The organism is Saezia sanguinis (assembly GCF_963921665.1).
Taxonomy (GTDB): domain Bacteria; phylum Pseudomonadota; class Gammaproteobacteria; order Burkholderiales; family Burkholderiaceae_C; genus Saezia; species Saezia sanguinis.
This window is the reverse complement of sequence record NZ_CAWUGC010000012.1, coordinates 122,007-137,396: the sequence shown is the minus strand read 5'-3', so window position 1 is coordinate 137,396 and position 15,390 is coordinate 122,007. Positions and strand designations below refer to the sequence as shown.

The following is a 15,390-nucleotide window of genomic DNA, read 5'->3' as shown; positions in this document are numbered from 1 at the left end:
ACATAAACAATAAAGAAAGGCTCTCAGAAATGAATATGGTATTTGCCGCCATAACTGCTGCCTCCACCGTTATATGTGCCTACCTTGTTTTCCGGCTTTACCAGCGTGACGAAAACAGAAACCATCCTTACATCAACCAGGGAAATACAAACAAATACGCCAACGGATGGACTTACATCAGTCTCATTATTTACCCCTCCACAGAACAGATACGCATTTGTAACATTGCTTCTGCTGGCCATCCAATTTCCGGCATTGCCGAGCACGGCTCTATCACCAGTGACGGGATGTATGTTCCAACCCCTATTCATACAGACGGTACAGCGTTAATCGACCTGGATATTGCCATTGTTCCATTTTTTGTTCAGGCAGAGCCGGTTTTGGTGACATTTCTGATTCAGGCCGGCGACGCAGCCCAGGTCCCTATTACCATCGGGTATGAAAGAGGACATGCTGACAAGAAAAAAACCATTGTTCATCTTCAGACATAAAACCGACTGCTACGCCCAAAGAAAATACTCAAAAAAATTACCCCGCCTGCTATACATCAGCAGACGGGGTAAAACGGGTCAATAAGCCTAGCAGACAATATTAAAAATCAGGCAGCTCATTGGGGCGCATATCAAATACCAGCACTTCTGCCTTGTTGCCGTGGCTGAAAGCCAGTTGCTGTTCGTTGCGAATGCGCACGCCATCACCTTCTTTGAGGTGCTGCCCGTTTAACACCAGCTCACCACGGGCGACATGCACATAAACATAACGGTTTTCAGGCACGTTCAGTGTTGCCTGTTCATCACCATCAAACAGCCCGGCATACACGCGGATATCCTGGTAGACCGACAGAGCGCCATTTGCAGCATCAGGCGCAATGATCAAACGCAGTTTGCCACGCTTTTCCTCATCGCTGAAATGCACCTGCTGATACCGCGGCGTCACACCCTTGCGGTCAGGCACAATCCAGATCTGCAGAAAATGGACATCCTGGTCCTGCTGCGGGTTCATTTCACTGTGCAAAATACCGGTGCCAGCGCTCATCATCTGAACATCGCCCGGATTAATGACAGAACCATTTCCCATCGAATCCCGATGCTCAAGAGCACCTTCCAGTACATAAGAGAAAATCTCCATATCCCGGTGCGGATGCGTGCCAAAACCCTTCCCGGCTTTCACCCTGTCATCATTGATCACCAGCAGGTCTGAAAACCCCACCTGCTTAGGATCGTAATAATTAGAGAATGAAAATGTATGCTGCGAGTAAAGCCAGCTCAGGTTGGCTACTCCTCGCTCATTGGCTTTACGTAGTTCAAGCATTTTGGTAACTCCTTTCGTTGGGGAAAATCATGCTTCAGTGACGCTGCATTCAATATGTTTCAAAATATCGAAAATCAACCGAAAGCATCATCAACCTAATATGTGCTTATTATTCACGTTTTCAATAGACCCTATGGCGAGTGTTTTGCATTGCTATAATCGAAAATATTGAAAATAGGATGCCCCAAATGCCACGTTTAACGCTTGACGCCATTCACACCATTGATACCATTGCCCGCGCCGGCTCATTCACCGCTGCGGCAGAAATACTGCATAAGGTACCTTCCACCATCTCCTACACGGTCACCAAGCTGGAAGAACAAATGGGAATTCAGTTTTTTGAGCGCAACGGTCCCCGTGTCACATTGACCCCGGTCGGAGAAGAACTGCTGCACGAAGGCCGATGCCTGCTGGCAGCCGCCAACGATCTGGAATCGCGCCTGCACCAAATGGCGCAAGGTGAAGAGATTGAACTGTACATCACACTGGACGAACTGCTGCCCCTGGCTGCTTTTACCGAAGATATTCGTGCGTTCAATGCATCTTCACACCGTACCCGGCTTCATTTTCAGCATGAGGTATTAACCGGCACCTGGGAAGCCTTAATGCAACGCCGCGCCGATCTTGTGATTGCGGCCGGCGAAGGTCCGGCTGGCGGAGGCTATAAAACGCATCCAGTCGGCTCGCTATCGTTTGCCTTTTGTGTTGCTCCAGGCCACCCTCTGATACAGGAAAAACAGCCATTGCATAAAAACCAGCTCATGCAACACACCGCCATTGTGATCGGTGACAGTGCACGGCACCTGCCTTTGCGCACAACAGGCCTGTATTATGGACAGCCTCAACTCACCGTCAGTTGCCTTGCCGACAAAATTGCACTGCAAAAAGCCGGGCTTGGGCACGGTTTCATCCCCAGAGCCTGCATTGCCGAGGCGCTGCATAATAAAGAACTGGTCGAACTGACCGTGACCGAGCCCAAAGCTGATGAAACGTTCTACCTGGCCTGGCGTACCGGAGAAAATGGCACCGCACTGGCCTGGTGGCAACAGCGGCTGGCCCGCCAGTGGCTGCCACAGGCCATCATCACGGCCTGACAACAAAGCGCAACACGCCCGGTCAGTTTGTACCTGATAGCATCGCTGCGAGCTTTGCCACCGTGTTCAAGTTGCGCGCTGTTCCAGCAGAGGCTGCGGACAACCTGAGTTTTGATCGCCCCATGCCGGACGGATAGTGAACGAAAACCTCCATGGCCCCAAGCACAACTTCTTCGTCTGCCTGCCCCTTCGCTGTTGCGACAATATCCGGCGCAGGTGCTTCATCGAGAAACAGGACGGCAACCTTTGCAGGAGGGGCATAGGGAAATGGATTACGCGCCAAGATATTACGCATCTGCTCGCCATCGCGCAAGACCACACCCACAAGCTTGCCACAGTAGTCCTTCAAACGCGCTTCCAGCTCCAGCTTCGCGGCACTGGCCGGCAAAGCGGTATCGAACACAACATTACCGGATTGGATATACGTGCGCACATTCGTGAAGCCGGCCTGCTCACACATGCTACGCAAGGCATTCATCGGCAACTTGCCAGTGCCTCCGACATTGACGGCGCGAAGAAGGGCAACAAATGTATACATGAATCAAAGTCTATCACACAGCGCTACAGCCACACTTGTTGTGGCAGTTGCATCAGCGTATGCCCTGATCAGTCGTTTTCACTGTCTGCAAACCCTACTGGTTGTCATATCGTCATGTACGCTACCGCGTTCACCCTAGAAACAGTCATACAGAATAAACGGATTTATTTTTCCCGATATGATATACAAACTCGTACATGTGGATGAACAGCATAAGTACACATAATGGCACAACGGGAAGACAATGCAAACCCATCACCTCAGATTCTTTTTTAAGGTGATACACGTGCCCGCTGGACAGCATAATGTCCCACCACAGATTCATAGTCATTTTTCCAGGGCCTGCTAGAAGGATTCACCATGGAAAGCCGTACTGGGGAATGGAAGCTAAACTGGATGCCAGGCATACACAGCCCGATTCAAAGACCCATCAGTGCTATCTCCACACGTAAACCATGCCGCCATCTGATGCGATCAAACTGCTGCGCCCTGCCCGCTGACCGCTGGTTTAAATGGACAGGAAACTGCAAAAAAAATGATCCCCGTTACATATGCCTGCAAACAAAGACACCCATGTTTCTGGCCGGCATCGGCAGCTTCTCTGATGCCCCGAACTCTTGCAACCTTTTCCTCATTACAACCAGCCTGCAAAACAGCATGGATCTTGATGACCATTGGCCCATTGTGTTAACGCCTGAACACGCACGCGAATGGATTGATCCACAAACAACGCTGGAGAAAACAAAAGAGATTTTGCTCTACGCCAATCAAAAAGCGGGGGATTTCATCTGGCACACCGCTACCAGCATCCCAGATACAGAATTTCCGCCGCCAGGAGACAAGCACACTCCTCTCTACAACATCAATCCGTATACGGCATTCAGAAAGAACAACCCCTGACCCTCCATCCGGTTTTATTTGATCTGTTTGGCATTTAAGGCAATAATAAAAACATTAAAAATAGCGCTTCAACTGTGCAGCGGCTGTTTTATTTTATTTTAATCAACCATCGTTTTAATTATGGAATTTAAAAATAAAGTCAGCCGAATGAATCTGGAGCATTTAAAAACATTTCACTATGTTGCCAGAAGCGGAAGTTTTACCCAGGCGGCGCATATTTTATTTTTAACCCAACCGGCAGTCAGCCTGCAGATTCAAGGGCTGGAAAATTCACTGCGGGTCTCGTTATTTGACCGTTCCCGTAAAAAAATCTCCCTGACCAGCGAAGGCAAGATTCTCTACACCTATACGCAGCGCCTGTTCAGCCTTTTTGACGAAATAGACCATGTTTTTCAGGATCTGAACCATTTGCAGACAGGTTCGCTGACCATTGCCGCCACAGCCGTTATGGGTACGTACTACCTCACCAAAATTCTGCGTTACTTTAACAAGCGCTTTCCGCTGGTCAGCTTCAAAATCAAAATGGGAAATTCGCAACAGGTTGTCGACTGGGTTTCCAACCAGGAAGCAGACATCGGGCTGGCCGGCCGTGTTTCCAACACCACCCATGTCCGGCAGGTATTCCTGCACCGGGAGCCCTATTCAGCCGTCGTCGGCGCCAACTCTCCCTTGCTGCACCTGCACAGACCCTTGACCATTGATGAATTTTTGCATTCATTTGTTGTGATGCGTGAAAAAGGAACCCGTACCCGGGTCAAAATTGAAGACTGGTTCAAAAAACATGCAGAAGGACGGCAACAGCCAATCCCTCTGATCACCATCAGCAGCCTGGAAGCAGCCAAACGGCTGGTTGCCAACGGTTTTGGTGCCACGGCCTTGCCCCACCTTGCGGTTGCAGACGAAATTGCCAGCGGCATGCTGATTCCCATTTCAGTAGAAAAATTTCAGGTCAATGCGGATTACTACCTGACGTACCAGACCAACAAAAAACTCTCGATCGCAGCGCTGCAGTTTCTCATGCTGCTCAGGGAAGTTTCCGGCTCGCACCTCAAGGACCCTGACATTGACCAGATGCTCGCCACCATCCAACCGATAACCGGTTGATTTTCTTTCAGTTTCATATGGCATGTGGCAGTGCCGCCTTGTCTCCGGCATGCTGTGCTGCCCTCTTCTGCTTAGTTTTTCACCCATAAGCTTGACTTATGGTTGAAATATCAAATGCTGATTTTCATTCAAACACCCTTTATGCCAAAATTCATTTAAATGATAAAAACATTATTTGCATAATGAAAATAGTTATTTTCATGATAAACACGATTATATTAATTTAATAGGTGATTAATATGGCAAAAGAAATTGAAAGAAAGTTTCTGGTAATTGGCGATGAATGGCGCAAGCTCGCAAAAGGCACGCATTATCGCCAGGGATATTTGAACAGCGCCAAAGAAAGAACTGTTCGCATCCGCACGATTGACGATAAAGCCTTTTTGACCATCAAAGGCATTACCGTAGGCGTCACCCGCATGGAATACGAATATGAAATTCCACATGCGGACTGTGTTGCCATGCTGGAAAACCTGGCAGAAAAACCCATCATCGAAAAATCACGTTACAAAATCAAGGACGGCGATATCACCTGGGAAGTGGACGAATTCTTTGGCGTGAACCAAGGGCTGATCGTTGCAGAGGTTGAGCTCAAGAGTGAAGACCAGGCTTTCAACAAACCAGGCTGGGTTGGGCAAGAAATTTCTTCGGACCCGAGGTACTTCAACTCCAATCTGGTTGCCAACCCTTACACCACCTGGAAAAAATGAGAGAGGTAAAAAGCAATGAATACGTTTGCAAAAAATGTCGCCACCTCTGCTGAAGACGCCAGCAAGATTGTGCCACGAGCAGAGTTTCGTGTCTTTGGAAAAGACATTATTTCTGCGGTAGAAAAGAAAATGTGGGATGTCAAAGCCGTCTTGCATGCTGCACGTGCTATGCCTGCAGAAACCTATTTTTTATCCACCCAAACCAACGAAGCCAATGTCAAGGTGCGCGATGGCCTGCTAGATATTAAAACCAAAGTCGGTGAAACCCCTGAAGGCTACGAGATCTTTCAACCACGGGGCAAATTTCAGTTCCCGGTGAAAAAGGAGGAATTACAAACCATTCTCAGCCATTTGAAAGTTGACCTGAAACTGGACAAAGACAGCTATGAACTCTCCGAGTTCATCGAAATGGCGCGTCGCCACCCGGACCTGTGTGCCGTAAGCGTTGAAAAAATGCGTTACGGATTTATGGCCGATGGCATTATTTGCGAATATGCCAAAGTGTGGTTCAACGGTGCATTGCTAGAGTCTGCCTGTTGTGAGAGTGAAAACTATGACGGTATGAAAAAAGTGGTCGATGCACTGGGCATTGCCAGTTTACCCAATACCAATTATTTGAGAGCTGCCAAGCAGGTAGTCGGGATGTAACAGGTTGGTCACATCGGAAAATAAAGTTTTATCTGGGTGTGATGGGCAGTGAACCACCCAAGTTGCTCATCACGCACCGGAAAGAAGGAGAAAGGATATGTCAACCACAGACAAAGCTGCATTTGATCCGCTGGACATGCGCAACTACTCACTTGAAAAGTTCAAGGAGATCAAAGCCGGCCCCATCATGCAAAACCTCAAGCTGATTGGTGTGCCGCTGGCGATACTGGCTTTCCTGTTTTTTGAGTTGCAATGGTGCGGAACCATCGAACTGTTTGAAACACAGACCAAAGTCCCTGCTGCTCATTGCTACAGTGCAATGGGCATTTTTGTGGCCTCGCTGATCCTTTGGTTGACAGAAGCCATCCCCAATTACCTCACATCGCTGCTGGTCGTGGTGGTGGTCATCATCACAGGCGTCATGAAAATGCGCCCCGCATTTGCCATGATGGGCGAGCCGGTGATGATTCTCAACATTGCCAGCTTTATTTTGGCCAGTGCCCTGGTCACAACGGGTCTGGCAAAGCGCATTTCGCTGGTGCTGGTGCTGCGCACCAAGAACCATCTGACCATGTTGTTTCTCTGTTTTGTTGCACTGAACCTGATTTTTGGTGCCTTCATCAGTGCCACATCCGCCAAAACAGCCCTGCTGCTGCCTTTGTTCATGGTCATCTCAGCCATTTACGGTGCCACCGGCGGCGCGCAACGCAACAACGTTGGCCGCAACATGGTGCTGCTGAACCTGCTGGCCAATAACGTTTCAGCCAGTGCCTTCCTGACCGGGTCGGCAGCTAACCTGCTGGCAGCGGCCATGCTGGAAAAAGCCGGTGCACTGGTCACCTACCAGGACTGGTTCATTGCCCTGTTTCCGCTGGCTGTCGTGCAATGCCTGATTGCCTGGTGGACAGGTACCCGCCTCATATTCCCGATCTCCAAGGAAGACCGCAAGCCCAAACTCGAAGGCGGTATGGAACGCCTGTGGGAAGAATACAAAAAACTGGGCCCGATCAAAATCAGCGAAATCAAAGCCGGCATCGTTTTCCTGACGGTACTGGCCTTGTGGTCAACCGGCAAATGGACCGGGCTGAGAGCTGAAGTGGTTGCACTGGCTGGCGCCTGTGCGGTACTGATGCCTTCTTTCTCCAGACTGCCGGCCATTGGTGTCATGAAATGGAATGACGCTGATATTCCGTGGCACATGTTGATGTTCAGCTTTGGGGCTTATGTGCTGGGCGGCATGATGGATCAGACCGATATCGTTGGCTTGTATGTTCACAAAGCGTTTGACCATTGGAACATTGACCCGGCCGGTACAGGCAAACTGATCGTGTTTGCGGTATTGAGCGGTGTGTTTGCCATCACCACACTGGTCAGCGAAAGCAAAACGGCACGTACCATTATCCTGTTCCCGATCATCATTGCCATTGCCGAGAAATACAACTGGGATCTGGTGGGCTTCTGTCTGCCCATGGCATTCATGATCAACCAGGTGTATGTGCTGTATTTCAACTCCAAACCAGCCAACATCAGCTACCTGACCGACCAGTACTCGACCGGTGACTCGTTCAAGTACGGGATGATTCAGTTGGTACTGATCTGGATTGTGCTGATACTGTGGACCCACTATGTAATGCCACTCATGGGCTTCCACAGCCAACTGTGGTAGACAGGTGGAGGCTCACGCCTCCATCTTGAACAACAGGACCAAAGCAATGATCAAGGAGTCTTTGAAAGTTCATGGCAAACGGCAGTTTGAAGTTAAACAGAAAGTGTCGTTTGCCCGTGATGCCAAAGAAGTCCGCTATCAGGTCGAAACCTATTTTTTCCTGCCCACGGCCCTGCAAATCAATAACTACACCTACACGTCAGGTGAATTCCAGCGCAGCCTGAAAAATTATGTCCGGCTGCGCCCGCCCACCAAAAAACTGCGCAGCCTGTGCGCCAAAGAGGGCGTGCTCGATGAACTCAAGGAACAACTGCAGCAGTTTGAACAACAAACAGAACTTTCTGTAGACACCTACGAAAACACATTAAAACGCTACGCACTGACATATAAACGCTCACTGCGCCTGGCGGTTAAAACCGTGCGTAAAAACACCCAGAAAAGAACGCCTGAAACCGTTGACGCAATATTGAAAGACGTAGAGAAAAGCCTGGAAGATTACCGGGCCCTCTGCGGGCTGGCCGCTCCCATCGAAAGAAAACTGAATTCCAATGCATTTGCATACTGCGACGAATACATTTCTTTCATCACCACCTACTACCTCAGAGAAATGTTCACACAGCCCGATGTCCCCGCGCATGAACAATCGCACGAGCTCTGGCGCCAGGAAATGCTGTATCGCAAAGCGCACTACCCCGACAGTGTTCCGCTGCCTGGCTGCGATAATGAAATGGTGCTGTACCGCTGGAGTATCATCAAAAAATACGTCAGCCGATACCTGTTCTTGGACATCAGGCGCAAAAATGGTGCGCCCCTTTTGCTGCACTCCATTTATGGCTTTGCCGCTGCCGTGTCCATGATCTTTGCCACCTTTATTGCCTTTTTCTGGCAGGGCCGCTATGGAGCGCTGAGCATCAACCTCTTTCTGGCAATGGTCATCGCGTACATATTCAAGGACCGTATCAAAGAAATCGGGCGGGAACAACTGTTTCGCATGTTCCAGAAATGGATTCCCGACCGGCGCCTGCTGATCTATAAAGATGACAAAACCGCAGTAGGTATCTGCAAGGAAACGTTCCGCTTTATCAAAGACGCATTTCTGCCCGAAGATGTCCGCAAAATGCGGCAGCAATCGCACTGGATCAAGCTGCTTAACGACCAGCGCGCCGAAGATATACTGCTGTATAAAAAAGAAGTGCTGCTGCACAACCATCCGCAACTGTTCGAACAAACACAGTATTCCATCATTGATATCACGCGCTTTAACATCACGGATTTTCTGAAATACATTGATAACGTGTTTGAAGAGCTGCCGTTACTTGAAGAGGAAGACCACACCACCCTGGGCGAACGCATTTACCATATATACGTGATTCGCCGTGTGATTTTTGGCAACCAGACCACCAGTGAGCTTGCACGCCTGGTCATTAACGCCGAAGGCATAAAAAGGCTGGAAGTTATCCAGCCTCTGAGTTCCATTGAAAAGGACAGTGAAGAAGAAGATGCGCTATCCGCCTTGTGAGCCAGCCTCGCTGCATCAGCATTCAACCCGTAAGCTCGTAGCCCCTTGAATGCTCTTCCAACCGGCAAAAGACGATCGATTCAAGTCATGCCGGTTCATTCTTCCTACCTCCATCAATTCTTAACCCCGTTACTCGCCCTGCGCAGGAATACGCGCAGGCTGCGCCACATGCAGTTTATCCAGCGCCGCCAGATAAGCCTGGGCCGAAGCCACCAGAATATCCGGATCTGCACCCACACCATTCACAATGCGACCAGAATGTTGCAGCCGAACAGTCACCTCACCTTGTGCCTCGGTGCTGCCGGTAATCGCATTCACCGAATACAGCACCATTTCTGCGCCGCTGCCCACCACAGATTCAATCGCCTTCAGGCAGGCATCCACCGGGCCGTTACCATAGGCAGATGCCCGTTTTTCTTCACCATCCTGAATGATGGTAACCTCCGCGTGCGGCTGCTCTCCAATCGCCGAATGCTGGGAAAGCTTGATCAGCTTGTAATGTGCAGGCTGCGCATCGGCCGTTGTATTGACATTGACCAGCGCAATCAGGTCTTCATCAAATATTTCCGTCTTGCGATCGGCAAGCTCCTTGAACTTGGCAAATGCAATGTTCAACTCATCATCCGCATCAGGCAAAATTCCCAAATCGCTCAAACGCTGCTTGAATGCACTGCGGCCAGATAACTTGCCAAGCACCAGTTTGTTGGCACTCCAGCCCACATCCTCAGCACGCATGATTTCATAGGTATCGCGCGCTTTGAGCACGCCATCCTGGTGAATGCCTGAAGCGTGCGCAAAGGCATTGGCACCCACCACCGCCTTGTTGGGCTGTACGATAAAGCCGGTTGTTTGTGCCACCAGTTTCGATGCAGGAACAATCTGCGTGGTATCAATACGCACATCCAAATCAAAATAATCGCGCCGGGTTTTCACCGCCATCACCACCTCTTCCAGCGAACAGTTGCCGGCACGCTCACCCAAACCGTTGATGGTACACTCCACCTGGCGCGCCCCGCCAACCTTCACACCAGCCAGTGAGTTGGCCACCGCCATCCCCAGGTCATTGTGGCAATGCACCGACCAGATGGCTTTGTCAGAATTCGGCACCCGCTCACGCAACGTGCGGATGAAGTCGCCATACAACTCCGGAATACCATAACCCACCGTGTCAGGCACGTTGATGGTTGTGGCCCCTTCCTTAATTACCGCTTCAATAATCCGGCATAAAAAATCTGCCTCCGAGCGGAAACCATCTTCGGTAGAAAACTCCACATCCGCCACCAGATTGCGCGCCTGGCGAACCGATTTGCAGGCCTGCTCAAACACCTCATCGGGCGTCATGCGCAGTTTTTTCTCCATGTGCAAAGGGCTGGTGGCAATGAACGTATGAATACGGGCAGAAGCCGCCCCTTTTAACGCCTCGGCGGCACGGTTGATATCATATTCATGCGCGCGTGCCAGTGAACATACCGTGCTGTCCTTGATGGCATTGGCAATATCACGCACGCATTCAAAATCACCATTGGAAGAAGCGGCAAATCCGGCCTCAATCACATCCACCTTCATGCGTTCCAGCTGGCGGGCAATGCGCATTTTCTCCTCCCGGGTCATGGAGGCGCCGGGAGATTGTTCACCATCGCGCAAGGTGGTATCAAAAATAATCAATTGCTCAGCCATCATGGAACTCCTTTTATTTCCAGTTATTCATGTCAGTGGGTTACTGAACTGCCAACTGCGTTTCAGACTGTTCATCTGTCGCATCTGTTAAAAAAACATCATGATGTTGCGCATTGACCATCGGACACGCCTCCCACTTTCCCGGAGCGAAAGTGTGCGATAGTGTCCTTTGAAAACAATTAAACGTATGTGGTTTCATTGTGCTGGTTTCTTGCGTAACAAATCAATTTAAAACTTGTACAAACCAGCACCACCAAAGAAAACGGCCCGATGCTGGTTGCATACGGGCCGCTTTTGGAAGATCAACTAAATCAGCTTGTGCGCATAGCTACTCCCTGCACCCGTATGGTACATAGTAGTAGCGCTAGCAAAGAAATAGAGAAATTTGGATACATGGCGCTCATATTACACAGAATCGGCTAATCGTGCAAGTTTTTTTCAGAATCAGCGTCTTCGTTCTGTTTAGAGCCTGCATCTTTTTTCAGCAGGCTAACTTTTTTACCATGGCAGCGTTGCCAAAAATAGACAACATAGCCCGATACGCCATAACACATGAATACAAAGAAAAGCACATGCGCCGGTTTATAGGCAATCAATGCCAGTGCCAGCGCAATCACCACCAGCACAATAAACGGAACCGATTTGCGCAGATTAATGACCTTGAAACTGTAAAACGGTATGTTAGACACCATGGTCAGGCCTGCAAACAGCGTCAGCACAAACGCCAGCCAGCTCAGTTGACGGCCATTGAACTCCATGTTGGTCATCATCCAGACAAAACCGGCCACAATGGCAGCGGCGGCCGGGCTGGGCAGTCCCTGGAAAAACCGTTTATCCACCACTCCGATATTGGCGTTAAAACGCGCAAGACGCAAGGCGCCACAGGCGCAGAACACAAATGCAGCAATCCAGCCCAGTTTACCCAAATCGCGCAAGGCCCATTCATACATCACCAGTGCAGGAGCAGCACCAAACGACACCATATCAGATAAGGAATCAAACTGCTCCCCGAATTCGCTGGCAGTCCCTGTCATGCGGGCGACACGGCCATCAAAGCCGTCCAGAATCATGGCACAGAAAATACCGACGGCTGCAGAATCGTACTGCCTGTTCATCGCCATCACAATGGCGTAAAAACCACCAAACAAAGCCGCCAGCGTAAACAGGTTGGGAAATAAATAAATCCCCTTTTTCCTCAACTGCTCACGGCGGCTCATGGTCGCAGGCTGTTCCTGATCTGAAGTGTGTCTCATCATCCATCAAGCATTAAAAAGTCGCCAAAATGGTACTGGTTGCATACACCTTGTCACCAGGAGCCACACAAGGTGTGACATCCGGCGGCAGGTACACGTCCACCCGTGAACCAAAGCGAATAAAACCGTAGCGATCGCCTTTTTCCAGCGTATCCCCAGGCTTCACATAACACAGAATACGGCGCGCCACCAAGCCGGCAACCTGCACCTGGGTCACTGTCTGACCATTGGACGCCTTGATCACCACCGCATTGCGCTCATTTTGCGTAGATGCCTTATCCAGGTCTGCATTGATAAATGAGCCCGGAAAATACTGCACGCTTTCCACGGTTCCGTTGACCGAGGCACGGTTGGAGTGCACATTAAAAACATTCATGAACACGCTGATCAATAACGCATCACGCTGGGTATGCGGATCCAGCACCTGCTCTACTTTCACAATGCGCCCATCGGCAGGCGCCAGGATAGCCTCCTCCTGCACCGGAACCGGTCTGGGTGGGTCGCGGAAAAACTGCACCACAAATACCAGCAGCACCCAGACTAAAAAAGCGATCCAGCCAGGCAGAAAAAAGGAAGCAAAAACAGCCAGAAAAAAGGTCAGCGCTATAAAAGGCCAACCCTCTTTAGCAATCAGAGGATGAGGATAATTCATAAGCAATAAAAATAAGGCGTTGAAGTTATAACCAGGCAAACCTGATATGCAAGTTTCTGATTATGCATCTAAACAGCTAACCCTGTCAGGGATGTCCGTAGTATTACCAGATTTCCCTTGATTTAACATGTCAATTACAGCATGATTCAGTAAAAGCTTTTCACACCCCTTTTGAACTCATGGTGACATATGCCCAGAATCTCAGACATTGCCATTATTGAAGTGCCCGAACAAGCCACGGCTGTCATCAAAACCACCACGCGGGTACAAGACCTGCCGCAGCTTATCGGACAGAGTTATGGCGCCATTGCCGCCTATTTGAAAAAACACGATGTCTGGATGACCGATATCCCCTTTGCGGCCTACCACAATATGGACATGCAGAACCTCCAGGTCGAAATCGGCTTTCCTGTAGCGAAAGTCCTGCCTGCACATGAAACCATTCAAGCCGGCAGCATCCCTGCTGGCAAAATTGCCTTTTGCATGTATCTGGGCCCTTATCAACAGGTAGAGCCTGTGTATAAGGAAATGATGCAGTGGATTGAGGATAACGGCTATGCAATTGCCGGGCCCGCTTATGAGTATTACTACAACGGCCCGGGCTTTCCCGAAGAACAGTTTCTGACCAGAATCGTTTTCCCGGTTCAGAAAAAATGACGCCATTCACTTATCTATGGTGCCCCGTTCTGCCACTTGTTTGATAGTTTGCTGCCAACAATGAAAACTGCAGAAAAAATATTTTGGATACTGGCCGGGCTCATTGCATTAAGCCTGCTATATCTCGTAGTATTTTCTCTGGGAAAACCAATGCTCTGGTTTTTAACAGGAATTACGCTACTAGGCATTGGATACTCTGTCCCGTTTATGCTGGCATTTCGGGCTCAACAAAAAGAAAACAGACACCTGTTGGCAACCGGTGCTGAAAGCGAAGCGGTGATCACAGGTTATCAAACCCGTGCAACCCGATATGCTGTGTACCACTACGTGCAATACCAGTTCACGGCAGCCAACGGTAATCAAATTGACTGCACCAAAAGAATCGGTCAATATGAACAGGAGTTTCCCGCCGGCACCCAAGTCAAAGTCAGGTATATGCCGCAATACCCCAGCATTTCCATTTTGCTGCTTTATGCCAAAACACAGATACCGTCATGAGTTTTCATTCCCGTGACAGACAGCATCATTGCAAAACCAGCTTTGACAACTTCCAATAAAAAAGCTGGCAACAGCCAGCTTTTTTATCGTGCACAAACAAATCAGTTACGGCTCTTATCCACCAGCTTGTTCTGGGCAATCCAAGGCATCATCGCACGCAGCTTGCCACCCACAACCTCAATCGGGTGTTCAGCGGTCAAGCGTCGACGGCTTTGCAGCGTCGGTGCGCCAGCCTTGTTTTCCAGAATAAAGCTCTTGGCATATTCACCGGTCTGAATGTCTTTCAGGGCCTGGCGCATGGCATTTTTGGTCTGCTCGGTCACAACACGCGGACCGGTCACATACTCGCCATACTCCGCATTGTTGGAAATGGAGTAATTCATGTTGGCAATACCGCCTTCATAAATCAGATCGACAATCAGCTTCAGTTCGTGCAGGCACTCAAAATAAGCCATTTCAGGTGCATAACCGGCTTCCACCAGTGTTTCAAAACCTGCTTTGATCAGCTCAACCGCACCACCGCACAAAACAGCCTGTTCACCAAACAGGTCGGTTTCAGTTTCTTCACGGAAAGTGGTTTCGATGATGCCGGCACGGCCGCCACCATTGGCCATCGCGTAGGACAACGCCAGATCGCGCGCTTTGCCACTTTTATCCTGGTAAACCGCAATCAGGTGCGGCACACCGCCACCGGCCTTGTAGGTGCTGCGCACGGTATGGCCGGGTGCTTTAGGAGCGACCATCCACACATCCAGATCTTCGCGTGGCTGTACCTGGCCATAATGCACGCCAAAGCCGTGCGCAAACACGAGCGATGCGCCCTGCTTGATGTTGGGAGCCACCTCTTTGGCATACACCTCAGGAATGCTTTCATCAGGCAGCAGAATCATCACCACATCTGCGCCCTTAACAGACTCGGCAACTTCTTTCACCGACAGGCCTGCGCCCTCAGCTTTTTTCCATGAAGCGCCGCCTTTACGCAGGCCAACCGTTACTTTAACGCCACTTTCGTGCAGATTCTGCGCATGTGCATGACCCTGGCTGCCATAGCCTACGATTGTGACACTTTTACCTTTGATTAAACTTAAATCACAATCTTTATCGTAATAAACCTTCACATTGACTCCTTTCAAATATATCAGTCATTTTCATTCAAAAATTCA

16 protein-coding genes are annotated in these 15,390 nt (G+C 49.7%); 10 read left to right on the top strand and 6 right to left on the bottom strand.

Translation table 11 applies throughout. The features are described 5' to 3' along the window. Positions 1–29 precede the first annotated feature (29 nt). Positions 30–491, top strand: a complete 462-nt coding sequence (locus tag AACY98_RS07415) for a hypothetical protein (RefSeq protein ID WP_126977223.1) — start codon at positions 30–32, stop codon at positions 489–491. A gap of 100 nt (positions 492–591) precedes the next feature. Here AACY98_RS07415 and AACY98_RS07410 read toward each other — a convergent pair whose 3' ends face one another. Next, positions 592–1,311 carry a pirin family protein gene (locus tag AACY98_RS07410; protein WP_339803504.1) on the bottom strand — a complete coding sequence of 240 codons (720 nt, stop codon included), beginning with the start codon at positions 1,309–1,311 and terminating at the stop codon, positions 592–594. Between the two features lie 188 nt (positions 1,312–1,499). Here AACY98_RS07410 and AACY98_RS07405 point away from each other — a divergent pair, with 188 nt between their 5' ends. Further along, positions 1,500–2,405, top strand: coding sequence for a LysR family transcriptional regulator (locus AACY98_RS07405; RefSeq protein ID WP_339803501.1), 906 nt, complete (start codon positions 1,500–1,502; stop codon positions 2,403–2,405). A 22-nt stretch (positions 2,406–2,427) separates the two neighbouring features. On the opposite strand, the gene AACY98_RS07400 is transcribed toward AACY98_RS07405, so the two are convergent. Further along, the gene (locus tag AACY98_RS07400) at positions 2,428–2,943 is read right to left on the bottom strand and encodes a DUF1697 domain-containing protein (RefSeq protein WP_339803498.1); all 516 of its coding nucleotides are present in this window, start codon (positions 2,941–2,943) and stop codon (positions 2,428–2,430) included. A 360-nt stretch (positions 2,944–3,303) separates the two neighbouring features. Here AACY98_RS07400 and AACY98_RS07395 point away from each other — a divergent pair, with 360 nt between their 5' ends. The 6 genes from AACY98_RS07395 (at position 3,304) to AACY98_RS07370 (ending at position 9,490) form a co-directional block, all read left to right on the top strand. Next, entirely contained in the window at positions 3,304–3,843 is a 540-nt protein-coding gene (locus tag AACY98_RS07395) for an SOS response-associated peptidase family protein (RefSeq protein ID WP_339803496.1), read from the top strand. A 120-nt stretch (positions 3,844–3,963) separates the two neighbouring features. After that, the gene (locus tag AACY98_RS07390) at positions 3,964–4,947 is read left to right on the top strand and encodes a LysR family transcriptional regulator (protein ID WP_339803494.1); all 984 of its coding nucleotides are present in this window, start codon (positions 3,964–3,966) and stop codon (positions 4,945–4,947) included. 239 nt (positions 4,948–5,186) lie between these two features. Further along, the gene (locus tag AACY98_RS07385) at positions 5,187–5,657 is read left to right on the top strand and encodes a CYTH domain-containing protein (protein WP_339803491.1); all 471 of its coding nucleotides are present in this window, start codon (positions 5,187–5,189) and stop codon (positions 5,655–5,657) included. A 15-nt stretch (positions 5,658–5,672) separates the two neighbouring features. Further along, positions 5,673–6,305, top strand: a complete 633-nt coding sequence (locus AACY98_RS07380; protein WP_339803488.1) for a hypothetical protein — start codon at positions 5,673–5,675, stop codon at positions 6,303–6,305. Positions 6,306–6,402: 97 nt separating this feature from the next. Continuing rightward, complete coding sequence (locus AACY98_RS07375; RefSeq protein ID WP_339803485.1) at positions 6,403–7,971, top strand: SLC13 family permease; 1,569 nt, start codon at positions 6,403–6,405, stop codon at positions 7,969–7,971. A 46-nt stretch (positions 7,972–8,017) separates the two neighbouring features. Continuing rightward, entirely contained in the window at positions 8,018–9,490 is a 1,473-nt protein-coding gene (locus AACY98_RS07370) for a hypothetical protein (protein ID WP_339803482.1), read from the top strand. Positions 9,491–9,619: 129 nt separating this feature from the next. Here the strand turns inward: AACY98_RS07370 and AACY98_RS07365 are convergent, their stop codons facing one another. The 3 genes from AACY98_RS07365 to AACY98_RS07355 form a co-directional block, all read right to left on the bottom strand. Beyond that, positions 9,620–11,167, bottom strand: a complete 1,548-nt coding sequence (locus tag AACY98_RS07365; RefSeq protein WP_339803957.1) for a 2-isopropylmalate synthase — start codon at positions 11,165–11,167, stop codon at positions 9,620–9,622. A 419-nt stretch (positions 11,168–11,586) separates the two neighbouring features. After that, positions 11,587–12,423, bottom strand: coding sequence for a CDP-diacylglycerol--serine O-phosphatidyltransferase (gene pssA / locus AACY98_RS07360; protein WP_204250792.1), 837 nt, complete (start codon positions 12,421–12,423; stop codon positions 11,587–11,589). Between the two features lie 10 nt (positions 12,424–12,433). Next, the gene (locus AACY98_RS07355) at positions 12,434–13,072 is read right to left on the bottom strand and encodes a phosphatidylserine decarboxylase (protein ID WP_339803479.1); all 639 of its coding nucleotides are present in this window, start codon (positions 13,070–13,072) and stop codon (positions 12,434–12,436) included. A 189-nt stretch (positions 13,073–13,261) separates the two neighbouring features. Between AACY98_RS07355 and AACY98_RS07350 the strand changes: the two genes are divergently transcribed. Both AACY98_RS07350 and AACY98_RS07345 read left to right on the top strand, forming a co-directional pair. Further along, entirely contained in the window at positions 13,262–13,729 is a 468-nt protein-coding gene (locus tag AACY98_RS07350) for a GyrI-like domain-containing protein (RefSeq protein ID WP_339803476.1), read from the top strand. Between the two features lie 60 nt (positions 13,730–13,789). After that, positions 13,790–14,227, top strand: coding sequence for a DUF3592 domain-containing protein (locus tag AACY98_RS07345; protein WP_339803473.1), 438 nt, complete (start codon positions 13,790–13,792; stop codon positions 14,225–14,227). A gap of 101 nt (positions 14,228–14,328) precedes the next feature. On the opposite strand, the gene ilvC is transcribed toward AACY98_RS07345, so the two are convergent. After that, the gene (ilvC, locus tag AACY98_RS07340; protein WP_126977197.1) at positions 14,329–15,345 is read right to left on the bottom strand and encodes a ketol-acid reductoisomerase; all 1,017 of its coding nucleotides are present in this window, start codon (positions 15,343–15,345) and stop codon (positions 14,329–14,331) included. Positions 15,346–15,390 lie beyond the last annotated feature (45 nt).

Bases quoted from the DNA above. Each gene is read 5' to 3' on its own strand.
- AACY98_RS07395 (WP_339803496.1), top strand. From the start codon at position 3,304: ATGGAAAGCCGTACTGGGGAATGGAAGCTAAACTGGATGCCAGGCATA.
- pssA (WP_204250792.1), bottom strand. From the start codon at position 12,423: ATGATGAGACACACTTCAGATCAGGAACAGCCTGCGACCATGAGCCGC.
- AACY98_RS07375 (WP_339803485.1), top strand. From the start codon at position 6,403: ATGTCAACCACAGACAAAGCTGCATTTGATCCGCTGGACATGCGCAAC.
- AACY98_RS07390 (WP_339803494.1), top strand. From the start codon at position 3,964: ATGGAATTTAAAAATAAAGTCAGCCGAATGAATCTGGAGCATTTAAAA.
- AACY98_RS07355 (WP_339803479.1), bottom strand. From the start codon at position 13,072: ATGAATTATCCTCATCCTCTGATTGCTAAAGAGGGTTGGCCTTTTATA.
- AACY98_RS07380 (WP_339803488.1), top strand. From the start codon at position 5,673: ATGAATACGTTTGCAAAAAATGTCGCCACCTCTGCTGAAGACGCCAGC.
- AACY98_RS07385 (WP_339803491.1), top strand. From the start codon at position 5,187: ATGGCAAAAGAAATTGAAAGAAAGTTTCTGGTAATTGGCGATGAATGG.
- AACY98_RS07410 (WP_339803504.1), bottom strand. From the start codon at position 1,311: ATGCTTGAACTACGTAAAGCCAATGAGCGAGGAGTAGCCAACCTGAGC.
- AACY98_RS07400 (WP_339803498.1), bottom strand. From the start codon at position 2,943: ATGTATACATTTGTTGCCCTTCTTCGCGCCGTCAATGTCGGAGGCACT.
- AACY98_RS07345 (WP_339803473.1), top strand. From the start codon at position 13,790: ATGAAAACTGCAGAAAAAATATTTTGGATACTGGCCGGGCTCATTGCA.
- AACY98_RS07405 (WP_339803501.1), top strand. From the start codon at position 1,500: ATGCCACGTTTAACGCTTGACGCCATTCACACCATTGATACCATTGCC.
- AACY98_RS07415 (WP_126977223.1), top strand. From the start codon at position 30: ATGAATATGGTATTTGCCGCCATAACTGCTGCCTCCACCGTTATATGT.
- AACY98_RS07350 (WP_339803476.1), top strand. From the start codon at position 13,262: ATGCCCAGAATCTCAGACATTGCCATTATTGAAGTGCCCGAACAAGCC.
- AACY98_RS07370 (WP_339803482.1), top strand. From the start codon at position 8,018: ATGATCAAGGAGTCTTTGAAAGTTCATGGCAAACGGCAGTTTGAAGTT.
- AACY98_RS07365 (WP_339803957.1), bottom strand. From the start codon at position 11,167: ATGGCTGAGCAATTGATTATTTTTGATACCACCTTGCGCGATGGTGAA.